Here is a 20,226-nt window from a genome sequence, read left to right as displayed (position 1 = left end):
TGGGGACCGGAAGACCAGCCGGGTCAGTGCGTCACGCTCCTCGCGTAGACGCTCTCGACCCACACGGCGATCTGGTCGTCCGTCAGATGCTGGGCCAGGTCGGCCTCGCTGATCATGCCGACGAGGCGCTTGTCCTCGATGACGGGAAGCCGGCGGATCTGGTGCCCCTGCATCTCGTCGAGCACTTCAGTGACGTCGGCACTCGCATCGATCCAGCGCGGGGTGCCCTGGGCCATCTCGCCCGCGGTCACCCGTGCCGGGTCGCGCCCCATGGCCACGCAGCCGACGACGATGTCGCGGTCGGTGAGGATGCCGCAGAGCCGTTCGTTCTCGTCGCTGATGGGCAGGGCTCCGACGTTGAGCTCGCGCATCAGCTGGGCGGCGCGGTCCAGGGTTTCGTGGGCGGGAATCCACTGGGCACCACGGTGCATGATTTCTCCGGCGGTGGTCATGAAGTACCTCCCGGTGCCGGACGGCCGGCGCGGCGCGGGACACACCGCTAGTCCCGGCGCCTTTCATTCTCGCCGTGTCCGCAGCGGTACGCACCCGGAGGTTCGTGGTTCCGGGTGGCCGTCGGTGGGGCCGGGCCCTACGCCGAGAAGCCCACGATCTTCTGCGGGACGACGCGGATGATCACACGCACCTCGTCGTCCTTCTCCGCCGGCGGATCGATGCCGAGGTATTTGTGCGAGAGCTCGTACGGGAGGCGCTTGTTCTCGTCGGGAAGGATCTCGGCGGTGCCGCGGATCTCGACCGAGGTATAGGGGTTGGCGAGGTCGAAGACCGAGAGGCTGATGCGGGGATCCCGTCGCAGGTTGCGCACTTTCTGGCGGCCTGCGGTCGAGGAGAAGAGGACGGTGTCGCCCTCGCGCTTGATCCAGACCACCGAGTTCTGGGGAGCGCCGTCGGGACCGAGGGTGGCGACGCCGGCGAAGTTCTTGCCGTCGAGGAGGGTGCGGACCGAGTCGTCGAAGGAGAGTGTCATGGGACCAGAGTAACTACATGCACATGCATGCAAAAGGTCTTGGGGGTACAGGCTCGGCCGACCACGCCATATCCGCTCGGTCAGCCGCGCCACGCCGGGTGCCGGGGGTCGTCCGCGCGTACCAGGATGTCGACCGCGGCGACCGGGTCCACCTCGGCCTCGTAGCGCTCGTAGGCGGGGAGGGTCCAGTGCTCGGATTCGGGGGTACGGCGGCGCAGGGCACCCGGGGAAAGGAGTAGGTGGACGGTCAGATCGAAGGGGAACCAGTGCCGGAGAAGGAGGGGGCCGTGCAGCAACAGGGCACCGCCGGGCGGTAGTTGGGCGTAGGGGCTGCGGGTGGCGCGGTCGGTGAGCGGGTCCCAGAGGTCGGGCAGGACGCGGCCGCTGCCGCCGGCTTCCAGGGGACCGAACACCTCACGCCACAGGGCGCCGGTGTCGAGCCAGCCGTCGTAGTAGGCCTCGATGTCCCGGTGGCCGTACTCGAACCGCAGCGAGGCGGGGCGCAGGAAGTCGGCCGCGCCGACGACGAGCGAAGGACGGCCGCGTATGCGCAGCGCCTCGGACACCCGCTGAGCGAGGTCGCCGGGGCGGGCGGCCGGGGCTCCGTCGAAGGCGATGCGCGGCCAGGGGCTGCCGTCGTCCGGTTTCAGGTCGAGCAGACGGTCGGCGAGGAGGTCGCCGAGCCGTTCCCAGGTGATCGCTTCGAGTCGCACACCGCCCATCATGCCGCGCGCCGACAGGGAGCCGGCCGACCGTTGCGCTGAGCCCGGCGCGGAGTGCGTCCGTGGGCGGGGGGAGCGGCCCGGTCGCGGGTATGACGGTCCGGTCCGGTTGCGGACATGACGGCCCGGCCGCGGGCATGACGGCCGACGAGACGAGGGGACAGAGGGCGGGGGCGGGGTGGGGGGCGGAGGGGTGGGGGGACGGCGGGCTGCGCCGTTCCGCGCCGGTACTTCTGGTCATTCAGCCGATCACGCGACGCCTCTGTGCCGAGTGTCGGAGCGGGCCGCGTTCGCTGTTGGTGTGGGAGGAGGGCGCACCTCGGTGTCTGGACTGTGCCGACCTCGGGCATCTGGTGTTTCTGCCGCGGGGGCACTCCGCGCTGACTCGGCGGTCGCGGGAGGAGAGTGGGCTGTCGGCGGTGGTGGTTCGGTTCAACCGGCGAAAGAGTCGGTACGAGCGGCAGGGGGTGCTAGTCGAGGAGGCGGCGCTGGCGCTGGCCGAGGAGCGGTGTCTGGCCGACGCGGAGGCGCGGCGGCGGCGCCGGGTGCGGGACGCTCGGCGGCGGGCAGCGGAGGACGTACGGTTCACGGACGCCTTCGCGCGGGAGATCCGGCGGCTGTATCCCCGCTGTCCGGCCGAGCGGGCGTTGGCGATCGCCGCGCATGCGTCACTGCGGGGAAGTGGGCGGGTCGGGCGCAGCGCTGCGGGGCGTGCGTTGTCGGGGACGGCGGTGGCCTCGGCGGTGCGGGCGTCCGTGCGGCACAAGGAGACGCCGTACGACCGGCTGCTGATGAGCGGGGTGCCGCGGCATGAGGCGCGGCGACGGATCGCGGGGGTGGTGGAGGCGACGTTACGGGAGTGGGGCGGGGCGCCACCTTGAGCCCGTTCCCCGGCGTACTTCTCCCCGCGTCCCCTCCTTTCCCCCGTGCCCCCCTCCTCCCCCGCGCCCCCCTCTCCCCCCATGTCCTCCTCCCTGGACGCTCGCGTATGGCTTCGCGAGATACGGCCATGGTCGGTGAGGCTCCTGCGGAGATTCACTGGTGATGGATGCGCCTGCAGCGGATTCGCCGGCAGTGGATTCGCCGGCAGTGGATTCGCCAGCGGTGGATTCGCCGGCAGTGACCGGGCGGTCGGGTGGGCAGGATCTTGGGGCTCGGGGGAACTATGCGGGAGTTGACATGATCGACGGGCCGTACTTCGTACTGACGGTGCTCGGGGTGCTCGGGACCGGGCTGGTGGCCGGGGTGTTCTGCGGGTTCTCGACGTTCGTGATGAAGGGGCTTGCCTCGCTGCCGCCCGCGCAGGGCGTCGCCGCGATGAACGCGATCAACGTCGCCGCGCTGACCCCCGCCTTCATGATCGTGTTCGTCGGCTCGGCGGTGCTGTGTGCCGTGCTCGCCGTGGTCACGTTCGTGCTGTGGCCCGACGCGGGCACGGTGGAACTGCTGGTGGGCAGCGGGCTGTATCTGTTCGGTACGTTCGGAGTGACGGCCGTCGCGAATGTGCCCCGCAATGACGCGCTCCTCAAGATGGATCCGGGCGCCCCGGAGACCGCCACGTACTGGCGTTCGTACGTGCGCGAGTGGACGATCTGGAACCACATCCGTGCGGTCGCGTCGGCCGGCGCCGCCGTGTCGTACGTCCTCGCGCTCACCTGAGCCGGCCGGCACCGCGCCACGAGGCTCTCGGCCGGGTGCGTCTCACCAGGGCCCACCAGGTCTCACCAGGTTCTCGGCCGGTGCCGCCTGGCACGGTTCCCGGTCGGTGCCGAGCGGCGGGCCGGGCGGCGGAGTCGTATCGTGGCCATACGAAACGCCCCTTTATGTGTGCACAAGGGAGACGGCCATGGCCGATCCCAAGGGTTTTCTCACCACACCGCGCGAGGAATGGCCCCGCCGGCCCGTCGAGGAACGGGTGCGGGACTGGGACGAGGTGTACGTCCCCGGCGCGCTGCTGCCGATCATCAGTCGGCAGGCCGACCGCTGCATGGACTGCGGGGTCCCCTTCTGTCATGAGGCCTGTCCGCTGGGCAATCTGATTCCCGAGTGGAACGACCTGGTCTCGCGGGAGGACTGGCGTGCCGCGAGCGACCGGCTGCATGCCACGAACAACTTTCCCGAGTTCACCGGGCGGTTGTGTCCCGCGCCGTGCGAGGCGGGGTGTGTGCTGGCCATCAACCAGCCCGCGGTCACCATCAAGAACGTCGAGGTCGCCATCGCGGATCGGGCGTGGGCGGACGGGTTCACGCCGCCGTGTCCGCCGGAGCGGCTGTCCGGGAGGACGGTCGCGGTCGTCGGCTCGGGCCCCACTGGCCTTGCCGCGGCGCAGCAGTTGACGCGGGCCGGGCACACGGTCGCGGTGTTCGAGCGGGCCGACCGGATCGGCGGGCTGCTGCGGTACGGGATACCGGCCTTCAAGATGGAGAAGCGGCATCTGAACCAACGGCTCGAACAAATGCGGGACGAGGGAACGAAGTTCCGCACGTCGACGGCGATCGGGCGGGACATCGGGGCGGAGGAGCTGCGGGCGCGGTACGACGCCGTGGTCCTTGCCGTGGGCGCGACGGCCTGGAGGGAACTGGACGTACCCGGACGGGAGTTGGCCGGCATTCATCAGGCGATGGAGTATCTGCCGCTGGCCGACCGGGTGTGCGAGGGGGATCTGGAGGTCTCGCCGCTGTCTGCGGCCGGCAAGCACGTCATCATCGTGGGCGGAGGCGACACCGGCGCGGACTGCCTGGGAACCGCGGTGCGCGAGGGCGCGGCGTCCGTGACCCAGCTCGACATCTATCCGCTGCCCGAGGCGGAGCGGGACGAGGACATCGAGCCGTGGCCGGTGTATCCGAAGATCTACCGGATGTCGCCCGCGCACGAGGAAGCCCGTGACCTGAAGACGGCGCCCGCGGCGGACGCGGACGCACGACTGTTCGCGGCGTCCACGCTCCGCTTCGCCGGGGACGCGGCGGGGCATGTGCGGGCCTTGCACCTGGTCGAGGTCGACGCGCGGCGTCGGCCGCTGCCCGGCTCCGGGCGTACGCTGCCCGCCGACCTCGTTCTGCTCGCTCTCGGTTTCTCCGGTCCCGACCGGGACGACGGGCTGGTCGACCAGCTCGGTCTCGCACTCGACCCGCGCGGCACGATCACTCGGGACGCGGACTTCGCGACCAATGTCCCCGGGGTGTTCGCGGCCGGGGACGCGGCGCGCGGACAGTCGCTGATCGTGTGGGCGATCGCGGAGGGGCGAGCGGTGGCGGCGGCGGTGGACCGCCGGCTGACGGGCGCCGCGTCGAAGCTGCCGGCGCCGATAGGGCCGTACGACCGGCCGATGAGGGCGTAGCCCACGTCGGCCACCCACCTCGCCACAGCCATCGGCGTTCGTCCGTCGGCGTTCTCCGTCAGCGTTCGTCCGTCAGCGTTCGTCCGTGCCGGCCACCTTTCCCGTCGACAGGGCGACCCGGTTCCATGTGTTGATCGTGAGGATCAGGGCGAGGACGTGGGCCAGTTCCTCCTCGGGGAAGTGGGCGGCGGCTTCGGCGTAGACGTCGGCGGGGACGCCCGCGTCGGCGACCAGGGTCACCGCCTCCGTCAGGGCGAGGGCCGCCTGCTCCTTCGGGGTGAAGAAGTGGCGGGCCTCGCGCCACACCGCCACCATGTGCAGCCGATCCTCGCTCTCCCCGGCCTTGCGTGCGTCGTTGGTGTGCATGTGGAGGCAGTACGCGCAGTGGTTGAGGTGCGAGGCGCGGATCTGGATGAGTTCGACGAGGGCCGGGTCGATTCCCTCGCGGGCCGCCGCGTCGAAGCCGATGAGCGCGCGGAAGACCTTCGGGGCGGCCTTCGCGAAGTTGAGGCGAGAGCCGGTCGTGTCCACCGTGTCGGTCGTGTTCGTCGTGTGGGTCGTGTGGGTCGTGTTCGTCGTCATGACCATGAATCTACGGCGGCCAAAGACCTGCCGTATGGTTCATTTCTATGGCGGAATCATGGGTCAATTCGGCGGAGCGCATCGGCGCCGACCTGCATCTTGAGCTGTCGGCGGCGGGCGGGCGCCGGGCTTCGCTGATTCGGGCGCTGCGTGAGGCGGTGCGCAGCGGGAGGCTCGCGCCGGGCACTCGCCTGCCGCCCTACCGTTCGCTCGCCGCCGACCTGGGCGTGGCCCGCAACACGGTCGCCGACGCGTACGCCGAACTCGTCGCCGAGGGCTGGCTGACCGCACGTCAGGGCTCGGGCACGCGTGTCGCCGACCGCGCCGCGCCGCTCGGCGGTGCCCACGCGCGCGTACCGAAAAAGCTGCCGCCGCGCGCGCGTGGGCCACGGCACGATCTGCGGCAGGGCACGCCGGACGCGTCGTCGTTCCCGCGCGCGGCGTGGCTCGCGTCGTACCGGCGGGCGCTCCAGCAGGCCCCCAACGAGGTCTTCGGGCCGGGCGATCCCGCGGGCCGGATCGAGCTGCGGCAGGCGCTCGCCGCGTACCTGGCACGCGCGCGTGGGGTGCGGACGGAGCCTGACCGGATCGTGATCTGCTCCGGCTTCGCGCACGCACTGCGGCTGCTCTTCCCCGGCGTGCTCAAGGGCCCGCTGGCGGTCGAGTCGTACGGCCTCGGCTTCCACCGTGAGCTGCTGGCCGCCGCGTCCGTACGGACCGTGCCGCTGCCGTTGGACGAAGACGGCGCGCGGGTGGGCGGGTTGGGCCGGGAACGGGCCGTACTGCTCACGCCCGCACACCAGTTCCCGACCGGCGGACCGCTGCATCCGGCGCGGCGGGCCGCGGTCGTCGACTGGGCACGCGCGCGTGGCGGGGTGATTCTGGAGGACGACTACGACGGTGAGTTCCGTTACGACCGCAAGCCGGTCGGCGCCGTTCAGGGGCTCGACCCCGAACGGGTGATCCACATCGGCTCGGTCAGCAAGAGCCTGTCGCCCGCGCTGCGGCTGGGGTGGATGGTCCTTCCGGAGCGGTACGTCGACGCGGTGCTCGCGGTCAAGGGCGAGCGGGAGGCGTGGGTGAGCGTCCTGGACCAGCTGGCGCTCGCGGACTTCGTCGTCTCCGGGTCGTACGACCGTCATGTGCGGCGTATGCGGCAGCGGTACCGGGGGCGGCGCGACCGGCTCGTCGCCGCGCTCGCCGAGCGGGCGCCGCACATCGAGGTGACGGGGATCGCGGCGGGGCTGCACGCGGTGCTGCGGCTGCCGCCGGGGACGGAGCGGTCCGCGGTGAAGGCGGCGACATGGCAGGGCGTCGCGCTGGACGGGCTCGCGGAGTTCCGGCACCCGGAGGCGACGATGGCGGTGACGGACGGGCTGGTCGTGGGGTACGCGACACCGGCGGAGCATGCGTACGGGGCGGCGGTCGAGGCGTTGTGCGGGGCGCTGCCGCCGGGGTGAGCGGCGGCTGTGCGATGCCGTTCGTGGCTGCACCCCCGCTGCCCTGCCGGGAAGCGGGGGTGCAGTTCACCGAAGGCGGTCCGCCTGCGGGCGGCCGGGACGGCCGGCACGGGACCGCCCTCAGCGTCACGGCTTACAGCCCACCACCACGTACGAGCCTCACGGCTTGCGCCCCACCACCACGTACGAGCGTCACGGCTTGCGCCCCACCACCACGTACGAGCGTCACGGCTTACGCCCCACCACCACGTACGAGCGTCACGGCTTACGCCCCACCGCCGCGTAGCCGGGGATCGGCTCGTCGTCCTGGCCGGGCACCGGTTCGCCCAGTTCGGGACGCCACTTGTCGGGCACCTCGACACCGGGCTCGACGAGTTCGAGGTCGCGGAAGAAGCGGGCCACCTCGTCGCGGCTGCGCAGTGCCAGCGTCAGACTGCGGGCCTTGTACAGCTCCCCCGCCTCCTCGGACTTCTTCGGGGTGAAGTCCGCCGTCGCGTGGGACAGCATCAGGTAGCTGCCGGAGGGCACCTCGGCCAGCAGGCGGTCGACGAGTTCGTACGCGCCGTCCTCGTCGGAGACGAAGTGCAGCAGCGCGACGAGCGAGAGTGCCACCGGCTTGCTGAAGTCCAGGACCTTGCCGGCCTGCTCGACGATGGTGTCGGGGTCCCGCACGTCGGCCTGTACGTACTCGGTCACCCCCTCGGGCGTGCTGCGCAGCAGGGCTGCCGCGTGTGCCAGCACGATCGGGTCGTTGTCGCAGTAGACGACGCGCGACTCGGGCGCGACCTGCTGCGCGATCTGGTGGAGGTTGGGCTCGGTGGGTATCCCGGTGCCGATGTCCAGGAACTGGCGTACGCCGTTCATGGCCAGCCAGCGCGTGGCGCGGTGCATGAACGCGCGGTTGACCTTTGCCATCACCGGGACCCGGGGGTCCAGGGCGAGCAGTTGTCGGCCCATCTCCTCGTCGACGGGGTAGTTGTCCTTGCCGCCGAGGAACCAGTCGTACATGCGTGCGGGGTGCGGATTGCCGGTGTCGATGACGATCTCGTCCGGTGCGGGGTTCTGCCCGGTCATGACGAACTCCGTAAGTGTCTAAGACAGTTAGTGATCAACTGAACGCCAAGGTGATGAAGTGGACGCAGCGAACTGAACCAGTGAAGTGAAGCGGTGAAGTGAAGCAATGGATGAAGCCGTGGAGTGAAGCCGTGGAGTGAAGCCGTGGAGTGAAGCGGCGGACTGAAGCAGTGGACTGAAAAGTAGCGAAGTGCGCTGAGCAACAAGTCTCGGAGACCCGGTGAGCGGTCTCAAGAGCCTTACGAGAGAAGGAAGTCCGCCTCACCCGCCTTCGCCCCCTGGATGAACGCCGTCATCTCGTCCGGGGTGTAGATCAGGGCGGGCCCGTCCGGGTCGGTGGACTGGCGTACGGCGATCCGGCCGTCGGCGAGCTTCATCGCCTCCAGGCAGTTGCCGCCGTTGCCTCCGCTCCACGGCTTGTGCCAGCCCTCGCTTCCCAGCTCACGGGCGGGCATGCCGTTGTAGATCCGCTCGCTGGAGATGCGCTCGCTGTACGGGCGCTCGTTGCGTATGCGCGGCTTGGCGCGTTCCATTCACAGCTCCTTGCGGAGATCCATCAGGATCTCCTTCGTGCGATGTGCCGTAGCGGCCTGCGCCGCCATGCGGTCCATGACCTCGAGGTGGGTTGCCACCTCGGCTCGCGCGTCCAGGTAGACGGCACCGGTCAGGTACTCGCTGTAGACCATGTCCGGCAGTTCCGGCATGGCAAATCGGAACAGTACGAAGGGCCCGTACGTGCCGGGGTGCGGTCCCGAGGAGAACGGGATCACCTGGAGCGTCACATGGGCCAGCTTCGTGACCTCGAGCAGCTTGTCGATCTGGGCCCGCATCACCTCGGGGCCGCCGACGGGGCGACGCAGGGCGGTCTCGTCCATCACGGCCCAGATCCGGGGCGCGTCCTCACGTGTCAGCAGCTCCTGGCGCTGCATGCGCAGCGCCACATAGCGGTCGACGTCCTCGGGCCTGGTCTGGCCGATGGCCCCCGATTTCAGAACGACACGGGCGTATTCCTCGGTCTGCATCAGTCCGGGCACGAAGTGGGGTTCGTACGAGCGGATCAGGGCCGCCGCGCCCTCCAGGCTGACGTGCATCGAGAACCAGCCGGGCAGGATGTCGTGGAACCGCTGCCACCAGCCGGGTTTGTTGGCCTCTTCGGCCAGCAGTACGAAGGCCTCGGCCTCCTCCTCGCCCACTCCGTACGCCTTCAGGAGCAGTTGGAGGTACGGGATCTTGAGGGAGACCTCGGCCATCTCCATCCGGCGGACGGTGGCGGGCGCGACACGCAGGATGCGCGCGGCCTCCTCGCGCTTGAGACCCGCGCGTTCCCGCAGGTCCAGCAGGCGCCGGCCGAGGACGACCTGGCCGACCGTCGGCGCGGACCGCGGTTCGCTCACCTAGCACCTCCACCTAGTCCTGACAGCCCGGGCGGCTTTACCCGAAAGCCCTTTCCAGTCCCAACTGGCGCAACTCGGCGTGCTGTTGCGAGCAGTGTGCCACGCCCCTTCTCGGAGTCACACTGCACTCTGCAATTTTCAGAGTGACTCTTGCCAAGTGTTCGCGGCGGGGGCGATAGTGGCAAGCGTGACTCCGTCCGCGCCGTTAGGAACAGACGCCGCCGAAGACCGATCCGGTCTCCGCGACGCCGCTGGGGTGCGCCCCCACGCGGCCGCCGAGCGCCGGTTCCGCTTCGAGCTGGCCGCACACCCGGGATCCGTGGCCCAGGCCCGGCGTCTGACGCGTGCTCGGCTGACCCGCTGGCAAGTCTGCGAGGACACCTGTGACTCGGCCGCCCTGGTCGTCTCCGAGCTGGTCACCAACGCGATCGTCCACACCGCGAGCGAACACGTCGTGTGCGAGCTGCACGACGGTGACGAGCTCGTGCGCATAGCCGTACGCGACGAGGGGTGTGCGCCGGGGGAGCCGCATCCCTCGCCACAGCGACCCGAGGAGGAGCACGGGAGGGGGTTGCTCCTCATCGCGTCTCTGTGCAGGGCATGGGGTGCCCTGGAGACGGGGCCGGGGCTGCTGGTCTGGGCGGATCTGCCCCGCCGGGCGGCACCCCCGGCTCCACGGGACCTGTCGCGTTCCGGCGACAGGTCCCGCTCTACGACGGCCGCTTCGTACTGTCTCGCGGCCGATTCCGACGACGCCTCCCGCTCCCCGGCGGAGAACACCGAGGCCAGGTCGGACCTGGGGTGGAGTGCGAAGAAGACGCCGGCCGAAAGCCGGGGAACCGGGGCGGAGGCGTCCTGGGGAGCGGAGGCCGGATGGGTGTGAGGGACACGTCGGCGAGTGGGTCAGGGGCCGCCCAGGTCCTGAACCTGGACACCTTGGTCCGCCTCAGGCGCGGACAGCAGGGCCCCGCGTCGTCCGGTCGACTCCCCATACCCGAGGGCATGACGCTGCCGCTGGGCTGCGACGCGGTGGCCGTGCCCGCGCACCTGGGACCGCTGCTGATGCCGCGCCTGCCGCGGGTGGGCTGTGTGTACGCCGACAGCGCGTACTGGTGGTGGATCGTGCCCGCCGACTCCGACGTCGCGCTGGAATGGCCGGCGCCCGCGCACTACGCCACCGGTGCGGTGGTCCCGGTCACGCCTTGCGTCCCCGCGCTCGTCCACCGGCCGGACGGCATCCTTCCTTACACCCCGCCGATCCCCCTCTACCTGGCCTTGTGCCGGGTCATGGACACGATTCCGGCGTGGTCGCGGCCGATCAGCGCGTGAACCCGTAAGTGGCCCCTGCCCGGCTCGTGGCGGCGGGCTGAGGGGGAAAGCCGGGGTCGACCTCACTCGATGCGGTCCGCGCCCCTGACGATCACCAGAAACGCGTCCGTGGAGAGGTCCATGACGACCTCCGCGGCCTGGCCCTCCAGGCGGCACGCCTGTGCGAACTCCTCCGCGGGCCACGACCCGCGGGGTCCACCGGCGGGAAAGCGCTCCAGCACCGTTCGCCCGTTCACCCTGCACCTCCATGTCGCGCTGTACTCGTAGAGTTAAACGCCCGACATGGCGTGAACGGCTCGCTGAGTGACCGTACTGAGACGTAGCCGACACTTCTTCACGGATTCACTGTGAGGGGTCTCTCGCCCCTCTCCCGCTCCATGTCACCAGCCCTGGCCCTTCACCAGGTCACGGGATCACGGAGCCCCAGAGTCACGGGATCACGGAGCTACGGAGCCACGGAGCCACGGAGCCACGGAGCCACGGAGCCACGGAGTCAGTACGTCACCGGAAGCGCGAGCAGGCCGCGGGCGCGCAGCGAGGGCCGTCGGCGCGGTTCGGTTTCCGCGAGGGCGAGGTCCGGGAACCGTTCGAGGAGCGCGGCGAGGGCGACCTCCGTCTCCAGCCGGGCCAGCGGCGCGCCCAGGCAGTAGTGGACGCCGTGGCCGAGCGCGAGGTGGCCTGCGGCGTCGCGGCCGAGATCGAGGCGGTCGGGGTCGGGGAACCGGCTCGGGTCACGGTTGGCGGCGGACAGCGACAGCAGCACGGTCTCCCCCGCGGGCACGGTGACCCCGCCGATCGTCACGTCCCGCACCGGGAAGCGGCGGATGGCGAGCAGGGCGGGCCCTTCGTAGCGGGCGAACTCCCCGACGGCGTCCGGCAGCCGTGCCGGGTCCTCGCGGAGCGCGGCGAGCTGCTCCGGATGGCGCAGCAGCGCCAGTACGGCGTTCCCGATGAGGTGCACGGTGTTCTCGTAGCCGGCGAAGAGGATGAGGAAGGCGAGGGACATCAGCTCGTCCTCGGTGAGCCGGTCCCCCTCTTCCTGCACGGCGATGAGGTCGGAGAGCAGGTCGTCCGCGGGGTTCTTGCGCTTGTCGGCGAGGAGCCCGGTGAAGAAGCCGAGCAACGAGACGACGGATTCCCTGGCGACGTCCGGGCGGGCCGGGTCCGGGGTGACGAGCGGGTCGGTCCAGGCCCGGAAGTCCCGCCGGTGTTCGTCCGGCACGCCGAGCAGGTCGCAGATGACGGTGATCGGCAGGGGCGCGGCGTACGAGGCGATGAGGTCGGTGCTGCCGTGCGTCCCGAGTGCGTCGAGAAGCCGGTGGGCGGTCTCCCGTACGGGCTCGCGGAGTTGTTCGACGCGACGCAGGGTGAAGGCCCGGCCGACCAGGCGCCGGATGCGGGTGTGGTCCGGCGCGTCCATGTTGAGCAGGTTCGCGTCCAGGGCGGGCGGGAGCGCGAGTCCGCGGTAATTCCCGGGCAGCGCGTGCTTCTTGTCGAGCGAGAGCAGCGGGTTCGCGAGTCCTTCACGTACGTCGTCGTACCGCGTGACCAGCCAGGCGGGCTTGCCGTCGGTGCCGGCGATGCGGTGTACGGGGGCGGTGTCGCGCAGCCGGTCGTAGACGGCGTAGGGGTCGGCGAGGAGGCCTTCGGCGGGATCCATGGGATTCAGCCTATGCAGAGGGGATCAGGTGCCGTACTCCCGGATCCGCGTGCCGTGACTCCGGCGTGCTCGGTCACAAGCTGAGCCGGTGGTCCGAAACTTGACGTGCCGTCAGTCGCCGCGGGTCGTCCTCGTGCGCCGTCCGGTCCGCGGACCGCCGGGCGCGCCACGGCAGAAGGAGTCGCCCCGCCCCGAGGGCGTCCTCCGAGCGCCGACCGCCGTCCGCTGTCCGCGCCGTCCTCGAGACTCAGACGGCGACGGGCAGGCGGGGCGCCTCGGGTGTGTCTAGGCCCGCGTGTTCGTGGGCGTCCGTGAGTTCGGCGAGCAACTCGGCGATCCGCTCACGGTGCCGGGCGGGCAGCCGCCCCGCGTCGTCGAGGTGCACGGCGCAGGCGGTCGTCGTGTCCACCAGCCGTTCGAGGACGGCCGCGACCTCCTCCGTGCCCTCCGTGTGCCGCGCCAGGGCCGGGAGTTCGGCCGCGGCGAGGTCGATGGCGGCGCGGGCCTCGGCGAGCGCCCGATAGGCCTCGCGGCGCAGCACCCAGCGGCCGGTGCGGTCGCCGGAGCCGCTCAGGACGTGGGCGAGGTACGCGTGCGCGGCGTCGTGGGCGCGCGCGAGCCGGGCCCGTACGCCACCGCCACGCTGCCCCGGCGTGGGCAGATGCCCCACGAGCAGCACGATCGCGCAGGCCAGCGCGGTCTCACCGATCCGGTTCCAGGAGGCCTGCGGCTCCCCGCCCACCATGACGAGGGCGAGGACGAGAACGGTGACGACGGCGGTCTGCGCGGCGAAGTGCCGGGTGGCCACGGGGATGAGCGCACCGCTGATCACCACCAGGGCGACCAGGCCCTCGGGCCGCGGCAGCAGGGCGGCCAGTCCGGCGAAGAGGACGGCGCCCAGGACGGTCCCCGCCGCCCGGCACAGTACGCGCGACGCGAGCGGTCCCAGGTCGGGCTTGACCAGGAAGACGGCGGTGGCGGGCAGCCAGTACCAGTGGGTGTGGAGCCCGTACCAGCGCGCGTGGTTCAGGGCCTGCGCGACGGCGACGCCGGCGCCGAAGGAGAGGGCGACCCGGAGGCCGTACTCGCGCCCGCCGGAGTCGAGTGCGGTGCGGACCAGGGATGCGGCGGTACGGCGCCGGGTGTGCAGGTTGCCTCCGGCGCCCCGGTCGAAGGCCTCGGCGGCGTGCAGGAGGGCGTCGTCGAGGGCGCGCAGCGCGGGTGCGGAGCGGGCGGGTGCCGGCAGCGGTCCGGTGTGGGTGCTGTCGCGCACGGCGGCGGCGAGCCGGCGCGGCCCTTCGGCGGCCCGCGCGGGCACCGCGTCCCCCGCCCAGGCGAGCGCGGTCGCGGCTTCGGCGAGGGGCAGTGCGACGGCGTACTGGGCGTGCAGGCGCCGCTCGGTCGCGGAGCCGGCGCGGCGGCGCAGCCGGGGCCCGGCGAGGGCGTCCTCCGCGTGGTCGAGGGCGGCGGTGAGCCCGGCGCGACGGGTGCCCGCGTCGACCGCGCCCACGGCGTCGAGCAACTGTGCGACAGCGTCGTAGACGGCGGCGACGGCGGTCCGTTCCCCGTCGAAGCGGTAGTCGCCGGAGGTGGCCCCGGGCGTGGGCAGCACGAGCCGCAGGGCGAGCAGCCACCCGGCCCCGGCGAGGAAGAAGAGGGCGCGCTGCCAGCCGGGCTCGGGCAGCGGCATGCCGGCCCCGATGGCGGAGGCGACGAGGAGCTGCGTCCCGGCCCCGGAGGCGACGGGCCCGATGGCGCTGACGGCGCCGGCGAAGAACCCGAGGCAGGTGAGGAGGAGGGTCAGCGGGGCGGCCGAGGCGTGCTGACCGGCGTACGAGCCGACGAGCAGTCCGGCGGCACCTGCGAGGGCGGGCACACCGAGCCGTTTGACGGAGGTCCGCCGGCTGCCGGGGCGGTCGTTGATCCCGGCGAGCATGGCGCCGAGCGCTGCGACGACACCTATGGAGCTGCGCCCGCTCAGCACGGCCGCGAGCAGGAGGGGCCCGCCGGCCAGCGCCCCACGCAGGACCGCACTCCAGGGGATCGGCCCCCGCTGGGCACGCAGGGCATGAGCGAGCCAGGGCGGTACGGCGGCACTGAGGCGGGTCACAGGGCTCCTGACGGGCGAGGGCGGGGGTGTGCTCTCGGGCGACGTCGGCCGGGATGTGGTGCCCACGGTAGAGGGGAGATCCAGCGAGAGTGGGGCGCGGGGATTTCGGGGAAGTGACGGTTGGCCGGGATGCCGGTTTCTTTATGAACGCAATCGAGGCCCCGTACCAGTGCCCCGTAACCGCTCGCGGAAGGTCACGGGGCACGGCAAAGTCGCGCCTGGCTTACGCGGGTCGCCGTCGCCGGGCGGCAAACCCGACGAAGTCGGTCCGGGCGTTCGCCGTAAGGCTCACTATGAGGCCCGCTCATCCTTCGAGTCACGAACGTCCCGTACGTTCCACCGCCGCCACCGAACACCCCGCAACCGCAACATCCACCGCTCCCGCGACCAACACGCCGCACGGAAGGCCGGTCACGCCTCACCGCGTGTACACCGCACTCCAGCCGCGTACAACCGGCACCGGTCAGCGCGTCACGCCTGTTCAAAGCTACGGACGGGCCGGGGCCGTTCTCCCCATGAAGCCGGTAATTCCCCCCCACACACAGGCATATGCCGCAACGCCCAGTGGTCGTAGACGAGTTCGCCATGCGGTTCACTTCGACCCCGTGCGGCGCACGACTCGCCCGTCGTCTCATCTCGCACCGCCTGAACGAGTGGGGCCACCCCGTACACGTCAGCCGCCAACGAGACCGTCACCCTGATCGCGGCAGGGCTCACCGCGAACGCCGTCCGGCACGGCCACGTCCCCGGCCGCGACTTCCACCTCCGCCTCGCCACACCCGGCAAGACCGTATGGGCCGAGCTACGCCTCCCTACGCCTGCGGGCGCGCCCTGAACGCGGCGCGGGGAGGCTGCTTCCGTGGTGTCAGGAAGCGGGCTTGTCGGTCGAGGAGGACTCCTTCCCCTTCCCGTCCGGCTGGTGGGTGAAGACGGCCAGATGCCACACCCCCTTCTCGCGTGTCACGGTGAAGGTGTCACGCAGGGACTTGCCCGCCTTGTCCTTGGCGAGGAGGCGGGCCGATCCGGTGTCAGGACCCATGTCGTGGTCGATCCGGACATCCTTGATCTTCCACTCCCGCCCGCCCCTGTCCGCCAGCATCCGCGCGGCCTCCTGTCGCGACCAGCTCTCGTCCTTGACGCCGCCGACCTTGATCAGGCCGGTGGCACTGCGGGAGTTGAGGGCGTCCACGTAGGCCTCGACGGCGTGGCGTGCCCCGTCGGAGGATGCCGAACGGGAGGGCTCGGCCTTGTCATCATGGGTCGAGCAGCCGGTGGCGACGGCCAGGGCGGCCAGCACGGCCAAGAGACGTCGACGTTCCACAGCGCGCTCCTTGTTCATCTGCGGGTTCTCCTGTGGGGGGTGGCAGCCTGTCAGGTGCGGTGCGCGTACCACCAGGCACGAGGGTGGTCGGACAGGAGCTTGCTGAGGCTTTTGTTGTGGGTGTCGCCGGTGTGGTAGGTCAGGTATGGCGTGCCCCGGTACTTCTTCGTGACGATCATCGAGTGGTCGATGTTGTTGTTGCGGGTCCAGTCCGCCTGGAGCACGTCCGACTTGGCCAGTTGCCACACGTTGCCCAGGATCTTGGTCCTCTTCGCGTGCTTCTTCGCGAACCAGTACCAGTTCTCGGCGCCCGCCCAGGTGTAGCTCGTGGTCCACTTCGTCGGCCCGTAGAACCAGTACTTGTTGCTGGTCCGCTGGATGAGGGCGCCGCCCTTGGGACCCCAACCGCCGGCCAGCATCGCCTGGGAGATGAAGTTGGTGCAGTCGTTGCCGTAGGTCCGGTACGCGCCGTTGTGGTGGTCCCAGTACCTGTCGGCGTAGGCCACCATCTTGTTGTAGCTGTAGGCGGCCGAGACCCCCGGCTTGACGGTGTCGGACGCGCCGCTGTCGGGCAGCGGGGTGGTGTCGGCCGCGTCGTCCTTGCCGCCCTCGTCCTCGTCCGGTGCGCCGCCCCCATCGTCGGTGGTGGCCTCGGCGTCCGTGTCGGACACCTGTGTCGTCGGGGTCGGCCCGCCCGCGGTGTCGGCCTTGTCCGACGACAGCAGCCACGCGCTGTCGGATCCCTGGGTGAACTTCACGGTGTGCGGGAGCGAGAGTTCCTCGAACTCCGGCGCGCCTTCCTCGACCTCCTGCGGCGTGAACGGCAGCCGGAGGCGGGTGTGTTCGGTCAGCTGAAGCGTCGCCGTCCCGCCGTCGACGGTCGTGTCGTCGACTTTCACGTCGACCTGCGCCCGCGTATAGCCGCCGTCGACCTCCTTGTACCGCTTGCCCTTCTCCGCGAGCGCGGCAAGGTCGTCCTGCGTCTGGGCGGCCATGGAACGCGTGGCCCGGACATGGGCGATGGCGGCTTTCGCCGTGGGAGGAGATGTCGTCAGCATGTCGGCCCGCTGCTGCAGGTAGCTCTCGGCGAGCCCGGCAAGTCCCGTGGTGTCGGCACTCACCGAGGACGGCAGGGCAGCGGCGGCCGGACCGGTCTGGGCCTCGGCCGGTATGTCGGCGAGTGCGAGAATCGCCGCGGCTGTGGCCGCGACGACGACGTATCTGTGGTGCGCGATGCGCATGGAACCCCCTGATTACGAGCTGAGTGGTCGTGTTCAGCCTGCGAAGCAAGAGATCCGATGCGAACGTGGCGTTCCCGTGTGGCGGGTTCTTGATCCCGGAATGTCCGGTTCCTCGTAGCCGCACCTCCACGGTCCGAGGTTCCGGATGGGCATCGAGTGGCGCGTGTCCGGCCCTCGCGCCCTGATCAGGCAGAATCGAAAGCGGGGGTACGGAGCATGGCCGTACCTTCTGTACGCGAAGAGCTCCTGCACCTCAACGCCGCAGCCGACTCCTGGCGCCCCGGAGCCGGCCCGGGCCGTGAGGGCCGGGCCGTACCCGAGAGCGGCACCCGCACCAGCTCGGACTCTGCGACTTCACGGACCTGGACGGCACCAAGCAGCCGTTCAGCCTCTATGCGCGGTTCCAGCCCAGGCCGGGCGGCCGCGTCCGCCGGGCTCCCTCGTCGCGTTGCGGGCGCCTGCCGTGGCCCGCGGGGGCGGTACGTCAGTCACCACAGGTCGCGGTGGCGGTGGCGGGTCGGCGGATGGTCCAGGTCCTCGGCCGCCGCGAGGAGGGCGCCCGGCGGTGCGGCACGGAGGAGCTTGCAGGCGGCCGTGCGGAAAGTGCGCAGGTCAGCACGGGCGGCGGACTCGTACGGGCTCCAGAAGTGGGCACCCAGGGCACGCGGAAACACGTAGGCGGCGAAGGAACGGTCGACACGCGTCGGTACGGGGCGACGGCCCGCGCGGCGGGCTCGGGCCAGCTCCTGGCGGCTGTAGCGGTGGTCGGTGAGGGCGTGCGCGGTGCACGGGCCCGCCGTACCGGTGGGCCAGTAGGCGGGGCGGGTGCGGTGTCTCGTGGGGACGTGATGGACGGTGCGTGACATGGCAGACCTCCGAGGGCCCGCCGGGACTTCCGGCGTGGCCCGCTAGAAGTCCGCCCCGGTGAAACGTCCCAGGTACGTGGTGCGCATGGGATGAGGATGGCGTGGTGGCACTTCGCTCCGCAAATTCGAATGCGCCCGCCTCCCCACGTCGCGCATGCTCGGCAGGTTGTCCCTCCGCCGGCAGGTTGTCCCTCAACCGTCGGCCCGCCCGAATCCCTGGAGACCCCGTGATCAACCGCGTCACCGTCCCCACCCTCTGCCCGCCCCCCGTCTACTCCCACGCCTCCGTCGTCGAGGCGGGGACCCGCCTGGCCTTCCTCGCCGGGTCCGTGCCGCTCGACGCCGACGGCAAGATCGTCGGCGAGGGCGACCCCGTACGCCAGGCCGCGCAGGTGCTCGCCAACCTCGCCGAGCAACTGCGCGCGGTCGGCAGCGACCTGGCGCATGTCGTTTCGACGGACGTGTATGTCGTCAGCGGCGAGCCTGCCGTGCTCTCCGCGGTCTGGGACGTCGTCGAGGCATCGGGGCTCAGTATCGGGCCGCACTCCTCGACCCTGATCGGCGTGGCCTGTCTTGGGTACACGGGCCAGCTCGTGGAGATCACGGCGACCGCGGTGGTTCCGGAGCCCGGAGCAGAGTCCGCGTCTGCCTCCGAGCCCGGACCCGGACCCGGACCCGAGTCGGCGTAACCAGCGCCGGCCCGGACCCGGACCCGAGTCGGCGAAGATGACTTCATGCGACCCGGATCGCGCCCGCGCACGCCCTGTCCCACGTCCGGGCCAACCACCGCTCGACGGTCCGTCACCTCTTCGGTGCGGCCGGCAACAAGGGAGAACTGTGACCACCCGTACGGCAATCGGCGCCGCCCGGACCCGTCCCTGCACGCTCGTCGTCTGCCGCGGCTGCTGCTGCGGTGACCCGCGCAAGTACCCCGGCTACGACCACGACTGGCAACTGGAGCGCCTGCGGGCGGCGGCCGCGGCCTCCGGCGGGCGGATCACGGTCCGCACGACGGACTGCCTCGGGCCCTGCGACCAGGCGAACATCATCGTCGTACAGCCCTCCGGGGAGGGCCGCAGACGCGGCGGCCGGGCAACCTGGATCGGCTGGTCGATGGGCGACGACTGCACGGACGAGATAGTGCGCTGGGCCGAGGCGGGGGGCCCGGGCATCGCCCCTCCCCCAGCCACGCTGGAACTCCAGTTCGTATCGTCGGCGGGAGAACGGTCCCGGGCCCGCCGTTAGGCGTACTGCCCCGCATCCGGCAGTGTCGGCAGCCCCGCCGCCTCCGCCGCCGTACGCAGCACGTCCCGCAGCATGGCGGGCGTCAGCCGTCCGGTGAAGGTGTTGCGCTGGCTGACGTGGAAACACCCGAGGACGTCGAGCGACTTGGCGGGCGGCCCTGCTGAGGGCCGGAGCGTCACCCGCACCCCGTGCGCGAAGGCCGGCCGGGGCCGTGGCACCGCCCACCCCGCCTCGGCGAGGGCGGGCAGCGCGGCCTGCCAGCCGAAGGCGCCGAGCACCACGACGGCCCGCAACGTCGGCCGCAGCAGCTCGAGTTCACGCACCAGCCAGGGCCGACAGGTGTCCCGCTCCTCCGGCGTCGGCTTGTTGGCGGGCGGCGCGCAGTGCACGGGCGAGGTGATCCGCACCCCGTACAGCTCAAGGCCGTCATCGGCGGACACGGCGGTGGCCCGCGAGGCGAGACCCACGTCGTGCAGTGCCGCGTACAGAACGTCCCCCGACCTGTCCCCGGTGAACATCCGCCCGGTCCGGTTGGCCCCGTGCGCGGCGGGTGCGAGCCCGACGACGAGGAGCGAGGCGTCCACGGGCCCGAAACCCGGGACCGGACGTCCCCAGTACGTCCAGTCGGCGAAAGCGGCGCGCTTGGTACGGGCCACCTCTTCGCGCCACTCGACCAGCCGCGGGCAGGCACGGCACCCCGTGATGTGCTCGTCCAGGTCACTCAGGCTGCTGCCCTCCGCCAGGCGGCCGCCCTCCGCCAAGCTGCTGTCCCTGCCCTCCGTGCCCTCCATACCCCCACGGTACGACCAGCTGATCGCCGCCCTCTCGGGGGCGGCCGCGTCCGGGGTGAACCGTGCGACGGAGTTTCCGGGCGACCGCCCTCGCCTGACGGCAGGGCCT

General features: G+C 71.3%; 22 protein-coding genes and 1 pseudogene. 9 read left to right on the top strand and 14 right to left on the bottom strand.

Going from position 1 to position 20,226, the window contains the following annotated elements:
• Positions 1–23: 23 nt before the first annotated feature.
• The 3 genes from GTY58_RS32570 to GTY58_RS32560 form a co-directional block, all read right to left on the bottom strand.
• Positions 24–452, bottom strand: a complete 429-nt coding sequence (locus tag GTY58_RS32570) for a CBS domain-containing protein (RefSeq protein WP_037646817.1) — start codon at positions 450–452, stop codon at positions 24–26.
• Between the two features lie 137 nt (positions 453–589).
• Positions 590–985 (bottom strand): PPOX class F420-dependent oxidoreductase, encoded by a 396-nt coding sequence (locus GTY58_RS32565; protein ID WP_037646815.1) that lies wholly within the window; start codon positions 983–985, stop codon positions 590–592.
• Between the two features lie 80 nt (positions 986–1,065).
• Entirely contained in the window at positions 1,066–1,707 is a 642-nt protein-coding gene (locus GTY58_RS32560; RefSeq protein ID WP_171033214.1) for a uridine kinase, read from the bottom strand.
• A 209-nt stretch (positions 1,708–1,916) separates the two neighbouring features.
• Between GTY58_RS32560 and GTY58_RS32555 the strand changes: the two genes are divergently transcribed.
• From GTY58_RS32555 to GTY58_RS32545, 3 genes are all read left to right on the top strand, one after another.
• Positions 1,917–2,588 (top strand): DUF2293 domain-containing protein, encoded by a 672-nt coding sequence (locus GTY58_RS32555; protein WP_237529656.1) that lies wholly within the window; start codon positions 1,917–1,919, stop codon positions 2,586–2,588.
• Positions 2,589–2,886: 298 nt separating this feature from the next.
• On the top strand, positions 2,887–3,366 hold the full coding sequence (locus GTY58_RS32550) for an anthrone oxygenase family protein (protein WP_010987660.1): 480 nt from the start codon (positions 2,887–2,889) through the stop codon (positions 3,364–3,366).
• A gap of 187 nt (positions 3,367–3,553) precedes the next feature.
• The gene (locus GTY58_RS32545; protein WP_010987659.1) at positions 3,554–5,044 is read left to right on the top strand and encodes a glutamate synthase subunit beta; all 1,491 of its coding nucleotides are present in this window, start codon (positions 3,554–3,556) and stop codon (positions 5,042–5,044) included.
• A gap of 72 nt (positions 5,045–5,116) precedes the next feature.
• On the opposite strand, the gene GTY58_RS32540 is transcribed toward GTY58_RS32545, so the two are convergent.
• Positions 5,117–5,632 (bottom strand): carboxymuconolactone decarboxylase family protein, encoded by a 516-nt coding sequence (locus GTY58_RS32540; RefSeq protein ID WP_010987658.1) that lies wholly within the window; start codon positions 5,630–5,632, stop codon positions 5,117–5,119.
• 41 nt (positions 5,633–5,673) lie between these two features.
• On the opposite strand from GTY58_RS32540, the gene GTY58_RS32535 reads away from it, so the two are divergent.
• Positions 5,674–7,086: a PLP-dependent aminotransferase family protein gene (locus GTY58_RS32535; protein WP_010987657.1), complete on the top strand. Its 1,413-nt coding sequence runs from the start codon at positions 5,674–5,676 to the stop codon at positions 7,084–7,086.
• Between the two features lie 258 nt (positions 7,087–7,344).
• On the opposite strand, the gene GTY58_RS32530 is transcribed toward GTY58_RS32535, so the two are convergent.
• From GTY58_RS32530 to GTY58_RS32520, 3 genes are all read right to left on the bottom strand, one after another.
• A complete protein-coding gene (locus GTY58_RS32530; RefSeq protein ID WP_010987656.1) occupies positions 7,345–8,160 on the bottom strand; it encodes an SAM-dependent methyltransferase in 816 nt (271 codons plus the stop codon).
• A 239-nt stretch (positions 8,161–8,399) separates the two neighbouring features.
• A complete protein-coding gene (locus GTY58_RS32525) occupies positions 8,400–8,615 on the bottom strand; it encodes a DUF397 domain-containing protein (RefSeq protein WP_237529654.1) in 216 nt (71 codons plus the stop codon).
• Between the two features lie 78 nt (positions 8,616–8,693).
• Positions 8,694–9,554: a helix-turn-helix transcriptional regulator gene (locus GTY58_RS32520; protein ID WP_010987654.1), complete on the bottom strand. Its 861-nt coding sequence runs from the start codon at positions 9,552–9,554 to the stop codon at positions 8,694–8,696.
• Between the two features lie 178 nt (positions 9,555–9,732).
• On the opposite strand from GTY58_RS32520, the gene GTY58_RS32515 reads away from it, so the two are divergent.
• Both GTY58_RS32515 and GTY58_RS32510 read left to right on the top strand, forming a co-directional pair.
• On the top strand, positions 9,733–10,437 hold the full coding sequence (locus GTY58_RS32515; RefSeq protein WP_010987653.1) for an ATP-binding protein: 705 nt from the start codon (positions 9,733–9,735) through the stop codon (positions 10,435–10,437).
• The gene (locus GTY58_RS32510; protein WP_010987652.1) at positions 10,428–10,883 is read left to right on the top strand and encodes a hypothetical protein; all 456 of its coding nucleotides are present in this window, start codon (positions 10,428–10,430) and stop codon (positions 10,881–10,883) included. The genes GTY58_RS32515 and GTY58_RS32510 overlap by 10 nt, the downstream gene beginning before the upstream one ends.
• Before the next feature lie 62 nt (positions 10,884–10,945).
• Here GTY58_RS32510 and GTY58_RS39875 read toward each other — a convergent pair whose 3' ends face one another.
• From GTY58_RS39875 to GTY58_RS32500, 3 genes are all read right to left on the bottom strand, one after another.
• A complete protein-coding gene (locus GTY58_RS39875; RefSeq protein ID WP_010987651.1) occupies positions 10,946–11,119 on the bottom strand; it encodes a hypothetical protein in 174 nt (57 codons plus the stop codon).
• A gap of 257 nt (positions 11,120–11,376) precedes the next feature.
• Positions 11,377–12,543, bottom strand: coding sequence for a cytochrome P450 (locus tag GTY58_RS32505; protein WP_010987650.1), 1,167 nt, complete (start codon positions 12,541–12,543; stop codon positions 11,377–11,379).
• Positions 12,544–12,790: 247 nt separating this feature from the next.
• On the bottom strand, positions 12,791–14,653 hold the full coding sequence (locus GTY58_RS32500; protein WP_010987649.1) for an FUSC family protein: 1,863 nt from the start codon (positions 14,651–14,653) through the stop codon (positions 12,791–12,793).
• A 585-nt stretch (positions 14,654–15,238) separates the two neighbouring features.
• On the opposite strand from GTY58_RS32500, the pseudogene GTY58_RS41035 reads away from it, so the two are divergent.
• Positions 15,239–15,425, top strand: a pseudogene (locus GTY58_RS41035) (ATP-binding protein); the annotation flags it as partial.
• A gap of 93 nt (positions 15,426–15,518) precedes the next feature.
• Here GTY58_RS41035 and GTY58_RS32495 read toward each other — a convergent pair.
• From GTY58_RS32495 to GTY58_RS32485, 3 genes are all read right to left on the bottom strand, one after another.
• Positions 15,519–15,974 carry a hypothetical protein gene (locus tag GTY58_RS32495; RefSeq protein WP_137865163.1) on the bottom strand — a complete coding sequence of 152 codons (456 nt, stop codon included), beginning with the start codon at positions 15,972–15,974 and terminating at the stop codon, positions 15,519–15,521.
• 50 nt (positions 15,975–16,024) lie between these two features.
• On the bottom strand, positions 16,025–17,215 hold the full coding sequence (locus tag GTY58_RS32490) for an amidase domain-containing protein (protein ID WP_010987647.1): 1,191 nt from the start codon (positions 17,213–17,215) through the stop codon (positions 16,025–16,027).
• Positions 17,216–17,703: 488 nt separating this feature from the next.
• Entirely contained in the window at positions 17,704–18,081 is a 378-nt protein-coding gene (locus GTY58_RS32485) for a hypothetical protein (RefSeq protein WP_010987646.1), read from the bottom strand.
• Positions 18,082–18,308: 227 nt separating this feature from the next.
• On the opposite strand from GTY58_RS32485, the gene GTY58_RS32480 reads away from it, so the two are divergent.
• Complete coding sequence (locus GTY58_RS32480) at positions 18,309–18,770, top strand: RidA family protein (RefSeq protein WP_042493816.1); 462 nt, start codon at positions 18,309–18,311, stop codon at positions 18,768–18,770.
• 148 nt (positions 18,771–18,918) lie between these two features.
• Entirely contained in the window at positions 18,919–19,326 is a 408-nt protein-coding gene (locus GTY58_RS32475; RefSeq protein ID WP_010987644.1) for a hypothetical protein, read from the top strand.
• Here GTY58_RS32475 and GTY58_RS32470 read toward each other — a convergent pair.
• Positions 19,323–20,117 (bottom strand): uracil-DNA glycosylase, encoded by a 795-nt coding sequence (locus GTY58_RS32470; RefSeq protein WP_010987643.1) that lies wholly within the window; start codon positions 20,115–20,117, stop codon positions 19,323–19,325. The genes GTY58_RS32475 and GTY58_RS32470 overlap by 4 nt on opposite strands.
• Between the last annotated feature and the right edge of the window lie 109 nt (positions 20,118–20,226).

The sequence above is a fragment of the Streptomyces sp. SID5469 genome (assembly GCF_009862865.1).
Taxonomy (GTDB): Bacteria; Actinomycetota; Actinomycetes; order Streptomycetales; family Streptomycetaceae; genus Streptomyces; species Streptomyces avermitilis.
The sequence above is the reverse complement of the archived record's forward strand: the minus strand, read 5'-3'. Positions and strand labels throughout refer to the sequence as shown.

Excerpts from the sequence above, each read along its gene's own strand:
- GTY58_RS32570 (WP_037646817.1), bottom strand. The coding sequence starts at position 452 with ATGACCACCGCCGGAGAAATCATGCACCGTGGTGCCCAGTGGATTCCC.
- GTY58_RS32565 (WP_037646815.1), bottom strand. The coding sequence starts at position 985 with ATGACACTCTCCTTCGACGACTCGGTCCGCACCCTCCTCGACGGCAAG.
- GTY58_RS32560 (WP_171033214.1), bottom strand. The coding sequence starts at position 1,707 with ATGGGCGGTGTGCGACTCGAAGCGATCACCTGGGAACGGCTCGGCGAC.
- GTY58_RS32550 (WP_010987660.1), top strand. The coding sequence starts at position 2,887 with ATGATCGACGGGCCGTACTTCGTACTGACGGTGCTCGGGGTGCTCGGG.
- GTY58_RS32545 (WP_010987659.1), top strand. The coding sequence starts at position 3,554 with ATGGCCGATCCCAAGGGTTTTCTCACCACACCGCGCGAGGAATGGCCC.
- GTY58_RS32540 (WP_010987658.1), bottom strand. The coding sequence starts at position 5,632 with ATGGTCATGACGACGAACACGACCCACACGACCCACACGACGAACACG.
- GTY58_RS32535 (WP_010987657.1), top strand. The coding sequence starts at position 5,674 with ATGGCGGAATCATGGGTCAATTCGGCGGAGCGCATCGGCGCCGACCTG.
- GTY58_RS32530 (WP_010987656.1), bottom strand. The coding sequence starts at position 8,160 with ATGACCGGGCAGAACCCCGCACCGGACGAGATCGTCATCGACACCGGC.
- GTY58_RS32525 (WP_237529654.1), bottom strand. The coding sequence starts at position 8,615 with ATGCCCGCCCGTGAGCTGGGAAGCGAGGGCTGGCACAAGCCGTGGAGC.
- GTY58_RS32510 (WP_010987652.1), top strand. The coding sequence starts at position 10,428 with ATGGGTGTGAGGGACACGTCGGCGAGTGGGTCAGGGGCCGCCCAGGTC.
- GTY58_RS32505 (WP_010987650.1), bottom strand. The coding sequence starts at position 12,543 with ATGGATCCCGCCGAAGGCCTCCTCGCCGACCCCTACGCCGTCTACGAC.
- GTY58_RS32490 (WP_010987647.1), bottom strand. The coding sequence starts at position 17,215 with ATGCGCATCGCGCACCACAGATACGTCGTCGTCGCGGCCACAGCCGCG.
- GTY58_RS32485 (WP_010987646.1), bottom strand. The coding sequence starts at position 18,081 with ATGTCACGCACCGTCCATCACGTCCCCACGAGACACCGCACCCGCCCC.
- GTY58_RS32470 (WP_010987643.1), bottom strand. The coding sequence starts at position 20,117 with ATGGAGGGCACGGAGGGCAGGGACAGCAGCTTGGCGGAGGGCGGCCGC.